Genomic DNA, 12580 nt, shown 5'->3' on the forward strand with positions numbered 1-12580 from the left:
CTGCGCGCGCTTCTGCTAGCGTGGAGTCGGCGGCATCCTTCGCCGAGCAGACGCTGGATGCGGCCTCACAGGACACGACCGAAGCCATCGCAGCCGCCGGTCGCAGTGCCTACGGCCTCATCAATGCCGATGACACCACCGCTGCCGCGCGTATCAGCACGGTTGTCAGCGGCCTGGTCAGCGGTCATCAGTCGGCATACAACAGCGCCATCGACGCAGTGACTTTTGCTGCTGACGACGCAGTGATTGCGCTCAACGCTTTCCGTGATGAGCGTGCCACCAACTATCCCGTCGGCGATCCGGATGCACTGGAAGGCGCCAAGAACGAGACCCGTCAGGCGCGCATTCCGGGATGGGTCGAACCCGTTGTTGCGGAGCTGATCGACCGCAGCACCGCCAAGACCACCGAGTGGGACAGCACGCGCAACAGCACGGTATGCGGATTGACTTGCAGCTATTCCGATGCACTGGAAACGGAACGCACGCGTGTGAACGAACAGGGGCGAGCGTCGGTCGCCAGCGCGCTGACGCGCGCGCGCGGCACCCTGCGTGACCAGACGCGCGACGGCCGCAAGGCATTGCGCGATCTGCGACGCAGCTACCTGACGCAGATAGATACCCAGCGCCAGGCCACGCGCAGTCGCCTCAACAGCCAGGCCCGTGGCACGCTGATGGGTCTGAAGCAGGAATCGCAAGGCGCCGTGGGTGGCGTGCAGGGTGCTGCGCGCGGCGCCATGCCAACGTACTGGCGCGGGGCGCTGGGGCTGGAGCAGAGCTTGCGCGGCAGCGTGAACAAAGGCGCGCAAGCCCTGAGCCAGACCGCCGAGAAAGCGCCGCCTGGCATCCTGCAGAGCGCGCGCCGTGCCGGTGCGCAGATGGATGAACGCCTGAATGGCAACCTGGCCCGCCTGGAAGGCAGTCTGGGTGAACGCCGCAGCACCCTGGCGCAGCAGAACAGTGAGCAACTCGCGCAGTTCGACCTGACGATGGGTGAGCAAACCGCTCAGGCCACCACACAGATTGATCAGAGTGCGAACGGTCTGGTGACAGCGTTCTCGGGGCTGGCCAGCAGTGTTTCGCAGGCGGCAGCGAGTTGGGCGCAGCCGCTGTCGGTGCGCCTGGCAGGTTTCATCGCCACCAAGCAGGGCGAGGCGCAGGCCGCACTGACGCAGGTATTGACTGGCCAGCCACCGACCACGGCCGGCGGTGACGGTGGCGGCGGTGGCGTTGGCGGTGGCGAAGGGGGCGGTGCCAGTTGCGGCAGCTGCGAAAGTGCAGCCGGTGGCAGCAGCGGCCCCGCTGCCGCGTCGGGCGGTGGCGGTGGTGCTGGCGCAGCGCCCAAGGGCCTGACCGAACAGGCCGACGACGAGATTGCCTATGCCAACGAGCGTGGACTGGCGGAAGATTTTTTTGCCGACCGGCTGGACAGCACAGGTGCCCAGGTCGAGACCAACCTGGAAACACGCTCGGTCAACGTCGCGCAGAAGTTCGAGGGCGGCTTTGCCGGATCGGTCGACGAAGAGGGCGTGATTGCCGTGCTGCGCGGACTGACGCCAGCCAAGGGGCATGCGCTGGATGTTTCCGTTTATCCGGGCAGTGGCGGCGGTACGCTGGACTCGCACCTGCAGCACTACCTTGAGGCCGACAGCGACGACTACGCCACTGCCAGCGCCTATCTGCGTGGTGATGCGCGCGAAGGCGCCAGGCGCGAACTGGCTGATTCCACCGGGTTTTTCAACGACGACGAAGCGCGCATCGAGGCGACCATGCGTGCGCTGTCGCCGGATGATCTGGCTGCGCTGGGCCGCGACCCGGCCATCATGGAGGATGTGCGCGGCGCGCTGGATGGCACCGATGTGCAGGTTTTCGATTCGTTGATTGCCGGTGACTACGCCGCGGCCGACGCCTACCGCATGCGCGATGCTGTCGATGCCGCGCGGCGGGATGGCAATGCAGATGCCGTGCACAGCGCCATCGAGCAAGACACGGGTGCACCGGGCGAGAACGACTGGCGCAGCAACGAGGAAATGTCGGCAGAGGATCGCCGCACTGCCGTGGTGGCAGCGCTCGGGGGCATCGTGAGCGATGCCGATGTGGCGCGTGGCGCTGAGGCCGGGGCCGATATCTCGGCAATGAGTGCCGAGGATCGCGCCGTCGCCTACGTGACGCGCGATATCGAGGTGTACGTCGGCGGTCACGGGCCCGAGGGACAACCGCACACCGTCACCTTGCGCATGGCCGGGGCCAACCGCGATCTGGCCGGTGCCTTGCTGCGCCATGGCGAGAGCAGCCTGGAGGCGCGCGCTGCCCGTCTGGGCGTTGAAATGCAGCGCATGGGTGATCCACCCAACGCAACGAACATTGATCGTGCAATGTTCGACGAGCGTTTCACGCCGGACAGCCCGAACGCCACGCCGGAAGAGCGCGCCGCCAATGAACGCAATCGCGAAGCGGCGCGCCGTGACCGGGCGCGCGTCATGCTGCTGGCCGGGCATTACGCGCCTGCCGAAGAGGGCGGTGCAGCGCGTGAACCCGTCGACCACGACGCTGTCATGGCGCCCGGATTCGTGCCGAATGCCGATGAGGCCGCCGCCGCGCAGCGCAACCTGATCGGCGGATTGCGCGACCGCTTTGGTAGCGACGGTATTGGTGCCGATCTGGCCGAAGGTCTGCTGACCGACGAACGCCCGTCGGCACGCACCGCGTCGCTGGCCATGCAGCACGCCATGTATTCGCGCAGCGGCACCAACGAAGACTTGCTGTTCCGTTTCACCGAGCGCATGAACCGCGACGAGATCGCGGCCATGCGCACCCAGTTCCAGACAGACACCGGCAATTCGCTGGATGCCGAGTTGGGGGTGTATGGCGAGGGCGGCACCTTCACCGAGCTGTCTGGCGACGACCGCCTGCGCATGGAACGGGCCATGCGCGGCGTGGCGCGTACCGACCAGGAGCGCCTGGAAAACGCCGCCTACGCCCTGCATCAGCAACGCCACGAGACCGGTGCCTTTGGCGCCTGGCTGGCAGAAGGCACGCTGGCCGAGCGCGTCATGATCAACACCGAACGGCGCATCGAACGTCTGGCGGGCGGCCCGATTGAGTTCAGCAGGCGTGGCGAGCTGACCACGGCGTTGCCGAATTTTGCAGCGGGTACCGGCAATTACACCGGCCCGGATCGCGACCGTTTTCTGGCCACCACCGCCATCGCGCAGACGGTTGCCGAGAACTATTCCAAACGCATTGATGCGTTTGCCGATGTGGCCACCACCGGCATCGCCATCCTGGGCGCCATTGCGGCGGCCGTCATCACGGTGGCTACCGGCGGGGCGGCCGGGCCGCTGATCGCAGCGGCGCTGGTGGCAGGTCTGGCGTCGATGGCGGCCAACGCTGCCATCAAGGGTGGCCGTTATGGTTGGGAGCAGGCGGCGGTCGATCTCGGCATGACGGCCGTGCAGGCGCTGACGGCGGGTGTCGGCGCGCAGCTTGGCGCCGCCGCCCAGGTGGCCTCCAAGGGTGCCACCGCGGCGTCCGCCGCCAGCCGTTCGCTGAGCACGCTGGCGCGTCTGTTTACCGGCAACCCGGTGGTCGATCAGATCATCGTCGGCGCCATCACCGGCTCCATCGGTGGCGTGGCTGGCGCAGCCTTCGACGAGCGCACCTGGGAGCGCAGCGGCGGTGATGCGGTGGGCGCGCTGTTCTCGGGCTTGCTCAAGGGCGCACTGTCCGGCGCGGGAACCGCGGCACTCAGCAATTCCGTCGAAGCGCTGGGGCGCAATGGCGCGGCCATCAGCGCGCGTGCCCGTGAGCTGGCCGCACGGGGTGGAATTGGGGCGCGCACGGCGGGGCTGCTCGGACGCGGTCTGGGCCGCGCCGCCAGCGGGCTGGACGAAGCACTCAATGTCACCACCACACCGGGCGGTGGCGTCATGCGCAATGTCGGCGCCGTTGCGGCGCGCAGCGTGGCGCGTGGCACGGTATCCAGCGTTGGTGCCATGGGCGGGCGCACCACCGAAATCCTTTACGACAGTGCGGCGGGCAAGTACCGTGGCGACGCGGGCGACGCCCTGCTTGACATCGGCGCCGCCGGGCGACAGGCCTTCATTCAGGGCATGGGCGAAGGGGCGGGCGAGTCGTTTGGCGCGCGTGTGCATGCCCGCACCACGCGCCGCACCGAAACCGCCATTGCCAGCGCGCGTGCCGAGATGGGTTTGCCGCCGATGTCTTCGGCGGATCTTGGTGCAGCAGCGGCCGATCTGCTGTTCATGAACCAGCACGGCCGCAACGGCAGTGATCGCATGGGCCGGGCCATCAACCTTGATCACATTGCAAGCAGCGGTCCGCTGGATGCACCGATCCCGCTGCCGCATGCGACGGACGCTGCCGAGCCTGCCGCGACGCGCCCGCCTGCCGCAGCCGGGAGCGATGCTGCTGACGGCACGCCGCGTCCCGCTGCTGCCGACACGCCAGCGCCGTTGCCTGCGGCAGATGGACCGCATCCAGCCGCCGTGCGCGAATCCGATGCGACAGTGCCGCCACCCCAGCCCCAGCCAGACACACCGCCACCGTCCACGTCTGATCCAGCAACGCAGCGCACGCCTGATACCGATGCCCCGGCGCCGCATGCCACCGAGTCCGCTGCCGCTGATACCTCTGCGCGCCGTGCTGCCGGTGGGCCGGACGACGACCGTCTATTCCCGAATCTGACGGATGCCGAAATTGACGCCGCCTTCGCTGCGGCGGAGTCTCGTTTGATGGTACGCGTGGGTGCCGATCAACCGGGGGCCGATGCAAGGCCGCTGCGTCCGGCGGCAGAAGGGGAGTTGACGCTGCAACAACGCCAACGCGCAGGTGCCTTGACGCAAGAGGCCGATGCCACCATGGCCCGAGCCAACCAGTTGCTGGATGATGCGATTGCCGTGGAGGCGCAAGCGCTGATGGCCGATACGCACAACCCGCGGCGCGCGGCCGCCTTGCGCGAGCGCGCCGACGGCATGGCCAGGCAAGCGGCCGAGCTGGAAACACAGGCAGGAACACTGCGCGCCGAGGCAGCGGAGTTCTCCAGCGGCCGCCGTTCTGCCACCGATGACTTGCCGGGCCCGGATGATTTCCCGGATGATTTTTCCGGACTCACGCGTGGTGACGCGGGACCGCAATTCGATCCGACCAGCCAGGTGCAGCCGCGCGACGTCAGGCCGCTGCTGGAGGGTGAGAACGGCGGTCGTCTGGTGTTCCGCGTCGAGAGCGAGCGCAGCCGTTCGCTGGTGACGGTTGATGCCGATGGCAATGTCACCGTTGAAGGGGGTGCATTCGCGCACCTCAACTTTGGCTCCTTCGAGCGTGCTGTCGAATTCGTTCTGAACAACAGCGAAGGTAATGCACGCATCATCGCCTTCGAGGTCGACGAAGCGTGGGCGCGCTCCATGCGTTCCACGGCGGTGCCTGAGAACGGCGCGGACAACGTCACCGGCGTGCCGCAGCTGGTGGACGTGCGCTTCGCGCACGATCAGCTTGGGATCCCGCCGGAGCTGATTCCGGAGCTGAACCAAATGATCATCCCGGGCAGCGGGCGCGTGTTCGAACTGCCTGCTCCGGGCCCGCGGCCCACCGGCGGTGACGCTGGCGGCGGAGAGGGTGGTGGCGGAAGAGCATCAGCCTCAGCCGGCAGTCCGGACAGCGCAGCGCGAACGGGGGCCGCTCCTGCTTCGCCTGATGCTGCGCGCTCTGCAGACGCTCCCGATGCGGCGAACCCGATGCCTCCTCCGACCAGCGAGTCCGAGACGCGACGCCCCGGTTTTGAGGATGCAGTGCGCGCAGAAGCTGAGGCGCAGAACGTGCGCGGCCCGAACGTGGATGAAAGCGGCCACTCCACCACGGCCGCTGCGATTGAGGGTTCGCAGTTCCATGGCGGTGAAGGCTCGGTCATCAAGCGCAACCATGCGCAGCTGGTGAACGACGCTGCGACGGCTGCCGTGCGTGATCTGATCGGGCCGCAGGGACAGTTCGCCGGAATGGTGCAGCCGACGCGCAATGACCCGAATGTGTTGCGGATCGCGGTGCATGGTGGGGGCGAACTTCAGGCGACGGTCAAGGTCGGCCATGTGCCACCGAACCCCGACGGCAGCGTGCCGGTTGCGAGGTATGAACGCAACGGCGACCGGGTGACCATCGTCGTGTCCGAACGTGCCTCGCCAGCCCAGATCCAGCGGGCGCTGGCGCACGAGTTTGCGGAGCTTCGATTCAATCGGCACGCCCGTGCCGACACCCTGCGACCCGGCGGCAAGGCGCCGACACCGCCGGACGTGAACACACATCTGTCGCGCCATGACCGTGGGCGGATTGCGGAGATCGAACAACTGGCGCGCCAGATCGAGGCGGCACGCTCGCGGGGTGATGGTGCCGCCGTGACGCGTCTGCAAGATGAAGCTGGCCGTCTGGTGGCGCACCTGGGTCTGGTGCATGGCGAGGGAGCGCCTTCGCGCACCGCGCTGGCCCGCGCAGCCATGCCACCAGAATCTGCTGGCGCGCGCCTGCTGGGTGATTTTGTCGAAGCGGGACGCCGCAATCCAATGCTGGAGCCATTGGGCACAGGCTTCGACGATCTGTCTGTGCTTGCGCGGCAGGCTGACTACCAACGCACGCTGGGACGCACCGGCGACGAGATGCTGCAGCGCGCATCGCGCATGGTGGTCGAGGACGGACTGATGTCTGCCGGCCGACCGGACGTCGAGCGCATCGCTGCCCTGCGAGATCAGTTACCGGATGATGCTGCGCGTGCGCTCCTCGATCAGGCGGTCGACAACGCAACGCGGAACTGGCAACGCCTGCAACGCGAAGTACGTGAAGGAGGTCGTGGTCGCGTCGATCGCATGGAGGCCGAAATTGCACGTCAGCGCTTTGGCGATCATCCAAACTTCCAGGACTTCGAGGTGTTCCGCAACGCCTACCTGAACGCCTGCCGCACGGTCGATGGCGACAGTCCGGACGTCATGCGGCGACTGTTCAACCAATGGGTACACGGCGCGTTTGTCACCGACAACGGCGGCATCCGTGGCATATCGATTGGTGTCATTCGCGCCGAGGCCGTCGACCATCCAACGGCAGGGGTGACGCTGCGCGGTGATGCTGTCCAGGAGGGCCTGGCTCAGACACAGCGCAACGCCATGGCTGCGCGTGACGACATCGAGGCCGAACTGGCAGGACGGCCCTTGCCCAGTGGTGAGGCGCCCAGCGGCCGCACGCCGGATGACCTCTCGAACCAGATGCGCATCATCCGCGATTCAGGTGAGGATCTGGGGACCCGTGCCGCTGAGAAATTCGCGGCGGATGTGCTGGGTGGTCCCACGGCCATTCCGTTGACGCGCACCGGTGCGGGCGTGCCCGATCTGGTGTTCGACAACGGTGGTCGCTTGATCCTGATCGAGGCCAAGGGGCCGCAGGCTGATCTGGGCTTCCGCCGAACTGCCGATGGGCGCCGGACTGAACAGGGAACCCCGGAGTACCTTGAAAGTCTTGCTCGTGACATGATGCGGCCAAGAATGCCGCCTGACCGTCAACTCAACGCCCTGGGCGCCCGGCTGCTGGCAGCCGTGCGGGCCAATCCGCCCGCCGTCGATTACTACGTTGTGCGCCAGCCCCTTGGCAGGGATGGCAGGCCTGGCCCGATCGAAGCACAGAAGTTCGACCTTGTTTCAGGTCGGACCTCGACTCCCACAACGAGCCGTACGCCGTGATGTCATCAACACAAGCCGATCCCCGCAACCCGATGCTGTGGCAGCAGCCCGAGGTCATGCTGGCTGGGGTTGAGGACTTGCGTCGTATCGTGCTCGGTGCCGGATACCACGACGATGCGGCGGAATTGCTGACGGTGAGCGCCGAGCGCGCTGCACTGGCCTCTCTTGCGGGAGGCCGTTCCGACCTGCTGGCGGCCAGCGTGGCGGACGCTGCAGTCTGTGGCGCTGCCGGCGCCTTGTGCGCGACGTCCAGACAGGGATCGGTCAGCGTCCGCTTGTCTGATGGCGGCGCTCGCGACTTCGGTTTCTCTGATCGTGCCGGGATGAGCGCGCCACGTTGGGCGCTGGCCCTGGCAACCGCAAGTTGCGCCGCGCATGCGGATGCCTTGCAAGTGTTGCTGTCGCCACTCAGCGTTTCAGCATCCCAGGAATCGCCGCAGACGGCCGATGCGTTCTGGACGGGATATTGCATTGCGCTGGCTGCACTCTATCGGGATGATGCTGGCGCTGAGAGTCTGCTGGAAACAGCACTCGCGAATGTGGCGCCTGCGTCCCGGGAACATCTGCGGTTTGCAGACCCGTTGTTTGTTGAACAGGTGTGCGCGCCGGTCTTGAAATGTGCGTTGCAACTTGCCCGGCGAGATGCTGTTGCGATGAACGCCGCATGGTCCGAGGCGCTTGCTGCACGTTCGGAGTACTACGGAAATGGCGCTGGACAGGGGGAAAGACTGGGTCTTGTTGCTTTTGAGCTGGCGGGTTTGATGGCACTGGCTGGCCGCCGCAGCATCAGCGTGTCATGCCGATCAGCGCAAATTCCGGATGCACTCTTTCAGTCCGCGGCGGTTGATTGCTCGTTGGTGTATCACTTCCCGCCGATGCGTTTGCTGCACGACGCAGAGGCGCACTGGTTCCTTGATCTGCAGGGATTCTCGCGTGATGTGCGCGAGCATCAGGTGCTCGATCAAGACGGCGTGCTGGTGGCCAGCTATCGCGCCAATGGCGTTCCGGGATTGCCACAGAGTGAGGCACGCTTTGCACTGGGCGGCCAGGGTGGGGTGGGGACTGGGGAGTCTTCCAGGTGGCCGCTGGCGCTGGATGCCGGGCAACTGCTTTACTTGCATGATCTGCTGATGCGACTTGCCAGGTCCGGCGACAGTGATTCGTACGCGAATGTCGACGAACGCCATCGCTATCTCGACGAGGCAAGCGAAGTTCGCAACGCGCTTGCCTTGCGTCTTCCGCAGTCCGCTCGGGATTTCGATCCCACCACCTTGCACAGCAAGCTGGGCATGCAGATTCACGAGAAAGCACCTGAATGGTTCGGCATCAGCTACCTTGAGAGTGCCGCCATCGAATCGACAGCGCGGGATGTCGAAAAGGCGATCACGGCCCTACCGCCCGAAGCGCTGGCAATGGCAGGAATTGCTTTGTTGCGCGAGCAGCTCACACCCTTGCTGCACGCATTGGGGCAGGACCGCGACGGCAGCCTGACGGCACAACTGCGGCCGCGACCGGAGGACTATGCGCGCGCGTTCCTGCCGCAGTATGTCGAGGCGGCGCGCACCGCTTTTGAGGCCATCTGGGCTGAGCCGCCACGCATCAGTTCTGCATTGCCGGGCAGCGAATTGAAACTGAACATTGCGCCTGCAGGCATGCTGGCTGATGACAATGCCTTGTCCTGGAACTTTCCCGGTGGATACCGGAGCGTTGCGCCGCTGCTGGATCCGCATCGCGTGTGGGTGGCCTGGAAGCTGATCGCACCGGGCAAGAGCGCAGGCATGGCGTACGACGGACTGGTGTGGCTGGACGACCACTGGGCATGGTTTCCCAAGCCCTACCGCGTGCTGGCCGACCTGATCAAGTCCTCAGTGAGGTGAGTGGCCTTACAGCGAGGTGCGCAGCCGCCAGATCTCCGGAAACAGCACCACATCCAGCATCTTGCGCAAATAACTCACGCCGCCCGTGCCGCCGGTGCCGCGCTTGAAACCGATCACGCGTTCCACCGTGGTCACGTGGCGGAAGCGCCAGAGGCGGAAGGTGTCTTCGAGGTCGGTGAGTTCCTCGCCGAGCTGGTAGAGGTCCCAGTGTTCCTTGGGGTTGCGGTAGACCTGCAGCCAGGCTTGTTCGACTGCGTCGCTGGCCTCGTAGGGCTGGGTCCAGTCGCGCTCGGTGTGGCTCGTGGGCACGGTAATGCCGCGGCGTGCGAGCAGGCGCAGGGCTTCGTCGTACAGCGAAGGGGCTTCATACGCGGCCTGCACGACAGCCAGCCGCTCTGGGCTGTGTGCGTGCGGTTTCAGCATGGCGGCGTTCTTGTTGCCCATGGCGAATTCGATGCAGCGGTACTGGTGGCTCTGGAAGCCGCTGGACTGCGCGAGGTACGGCCGCAGCGCGCTGTACTCGGGTGGCGTCATGGTGGCGAGCACGTCCCAGGCGTGCACCAGCTGCTCCATGATTTTCGAAACACGCGCGAGCATCTTGAAGGCGGGCTGCAGTTCGTCGGCGGCGATGTGTGCGATGGCTGCGTGCAGCTCGTGCAGCATGAGCTTCATCCAGAGTTCGCTGGTCTGGTGCTGGACGATGAAGAGCATCTCGTCGTGCGCGGGCGAGAGCGGTTTCTGCGCGCTGAGGATGCTGTCGAGCTGCAGGTAGTCGCCATAGCTCATGTCGCGGCTGAAGTCGAGCTGGGCGCCTTCCTCGCGCACGATGTCTTCGGGCTTCTGCGGTTCGGAATGGGTGTGCGGGCACATGCTCAGGTCACCGCGTGTTTCCGGTTGAATTCGGCGCGTTTCCACTCGCCGCTCTCAAGCACCTGTTTGAGGTGTTCGACCGAGTGCCACACGTCTTCGAAGCCGATGTAGAGCGGTGTGAAACCGAAGCGCAGGATGTCCTTGTGCTTGCCAGAGTCGCCCGCGCGGTAGTCGCCCACCACGCCGCGTGCGATGAGTGCCTGCACGATCGCGTACGCGCCTTCGTCTTTCGTCAAACAGACTTGTGAACCGCGCTGCGCATGGTCCAGTGGTGTGGCGAGGCCAATGCCGTGGCCCTGGCAGCGTTCGTCCACCAACGAGATGAAGAGGTCGGTGAGTGCGAGCGATTTGGTACGCAGCGCGGCCATGCCACCGAGCGCTTCAGCGGCCAGCAGGGTGTCCACGCCGCAGTCGAGCGCGGCCAGGCTGATCATGGGCTGCGTGCCGCACTGGTAGCGCGTGATGCCGGGCGCAGGTTGATAGTCCGCAGTGAAGGCGAACGGCGTGGCGTGGCCCCACCAGCCAGCCAGGGGCTGCCAGAAGCGGTCGGTGTGGCGCGGGTTCACCCACACGAAGGCGGGTGCACCCGGGCCGCCGTTGAGGTACTTGTAGCCACAGCCCACGGCGTAGTCGGCGCCTGCGGCCGTGAGGTCCAACGGCACCGCGCCGGCGCTGTGCGCCAGGTCCCACAGCATGAGCGCGCCGGCTGCGTGGGCGGCGGTGGTCACGGCCGGCATGTCGTGCATGGCGCCGGTGCGGTAGTTCACGTGGGTGAGCATGAGCACGGCCACCTCGGGCGTGAGGGCCGCGGCAATCTCTTCAGGTTCGACCAGCACCAGTTCGAAGCCACGCTCCTTGCACAGCGCTTCGGCGATGTAGAGGTCGGTCGGGAAGTTGCTGCGCTCGCTCACGATGCGCTTGCGCTGCGGGTGGTCGGCGGTGCTGAGATTGAGTGCGGCCGAGAGCACCTTGAAGAGGTTGATGGAGGTGCTGTCGGTGGCCACCACGGTACCGGGCGCGGCGCCGATCAGGCGCGCGATCTTGTCGCCCACTTGGCCGGGCATGGCGAACCAGCCGTTCTTGTTCCAGCTCTGGATCAGGTCGGTTCCCCACTCGCGAGTGACCACGTCGGCCACGCGGGCGGGTGCGCTGCGCGGCATCACGCCGAGCGAATTGCCGTCGAGGTAGATGGTGCCTTCGGGCAACAGGAACAGGTCGCGCAGGGCGCGCAGCGGGTCTTGCGCGTCGAGTGCGCGGCAGTCTTGGAGGGTGGTGGTCATGGGAGTTCCCGGAGGATGGCGCGCACGGGGCTGGCGTCGGCGGTGGTGAGTTTCAGGGGCAGGGCGATGAGCTCGTAGTCGCCTTCGGGCACGTCGTCGAGCAGCAGGTTTTCCAGCACGCGCAGGCCACGCCGGCGGATGGTCTGGTGGCTGTCCAGCGTCTTGCTGTTGGCCGGGTCGATGCTCGCGCTGTCGATGCCGATCAGCAGCACGCCGAGGTCGGCGAGTTGTTCCACTGTCTCGGGCGCGAAGGCGGGCAGGTCGTTGTCGAAGGCGTCTTGTGGCTGGCGTTCATACACCCGCAGCAGCACGCGTTGGGGGAGGTCGGCGAGGGCATGCGCGATGTGCTCGGGCTTCACGAGCGGGCCACAGCCAATGGCGTGGATCACGCGGCAAGGGCCGAGAAACGCATCGAGTGACACCTCGCCGATGGCAGCGCCATGGGCGTCGTAGTGCAGCGGCGCGTCCGCATGCGCGCCCACGTGGGGCGAGAGCGTGATGGCGCTCACGTTGACCGGGCAGCCCGGGCCGATGCTGGCGACCCAGGTTTGTGTGTAGGCCGTGTCGCCCGGAAACACCGGGGCGCTGGCGTGCACGGGTGGGGAGATGTCCCAGAGTTTTTTCATGGAGCGGTGAAGGTAGCACCGTGAAAAAACCCGTGGTGTCGGTTAATCCCAACAAGCCTCAAAAATGCTTGAGACCTGAAGTAACTGAGGGTTCAGTCGGCGCCTTCGACCGGCGGCAGGCCGTGGCGCTGGCGGGCGCGGGTGCAGGCCTCGCTGCCTTCTTCGAACTCGCGGCAGGGCGAGGGGCGCCACTCGTA

Annotated in this window: 6 protein-coding genes and 1 pseudogene; 2 read left to right on the forward strand and 5 right to left on the reverse strand. The window is 66.3% G+C overall.

Features of this window, described 5'->3' with window-relative positions:
* Positions 1–65: 65 nt before the first annotated feature.
* On the reverse strand, positions 66–1568 hold the full coding sequence (locus tag Q0C59_RS08945) for a hypothetical protein (protein WP_291214250.1): 1503 nt from the start codon (positions 1566–1568) through the stop codon (positions 66–68).
* Here Q0C59_RS08945 and Q0C59_RS08950 point away from each other — a divergent pair.
* Positions 1527–7730, forward strand: a complete 6204-nt coding sequence (locus Q0C59_RS08950) for a hypothetical protein (protein ID WP_291214252.1) — start codon at positions 1527–1529, stop codon at positions 7728–7730. The genes Q0C59_RS08945 and Q0C59_RS08950 overlap by 42 nt on opposite strands.
* Positions 7730–9607 (forward strand): Imm49 family immunity protein, encoded by a 1878-nt coding sequence (locus tag Q0C59_RS08955; RefSeq protein ID WP_291214259.1) that lies wholly within the window; start codon positions 7730–7732, stop codon positions 9605–9607. Before Q0C59_RS08950 ends, Q0C59_RS08955 begins: the two co-directional genes overlap by 1 nt.
* Before the next feature lie 6 nt (positions 9608–9613).
* Here the strand turns inward: Q0C59_RS08955 and kynA are convergent, their stop codons facing one another.
* The 4 genes and pseudogenes from kynA to Q0C59_RS08975 form a co-directional block, all read right to left on the reverse strand.
* Positions 9614–10477 (reverse strand): tryptophan 2,3-dioxygenase, encoded by an 864-nt coding sequence (gene kynA / locus Q0C59_RS08960; RefSeq protein ID WP_291214254.1) that lies wholly within the window; start codon positions 10475–10477, stop codon positions 9614–9616.
* A gap of 2 nt (positions 10478–10479) precedes the next feature.
* Entirely contained in the window at positions 10480–11757 is a 1278-nt protein-coding gene (kynU, locus tag Q0C59_RS08965) for a kynureninase (RefSeq protein WP_291214256.1), read from the reverse strand.
* Positions 11754–12383 (reverse strand): arylformamidase, encoded by a 630-nt coding sequence (gene kynB / locus Q0C59_RS08970; protein WP_291214257.1) that lies wholly within the window; start codon positions 12381–12383, stop codon positions 11754–11756. Before kynB ends, kynU begins: the two co-directional genes overlap by 4 nt.
* Positions 12384–12475: 92 nt before the next feature.
* Positions 12476–12580, reverse strand: a pseudogene (locus Q0C59_RS08975) (YkgJ family cysteine cluster protein); the annotation flags it as partial.

The sequence above is a fragment of the Hydrogenophaga sp. genome (assembly GCF_022844385.1).
Classification (GTDB): domain Bacteria; phylum Pseudomonadota; class Gammaproteobacteria; order Burkholderiales; family Burkholderiaceae_C; genus Hydrogenophaga.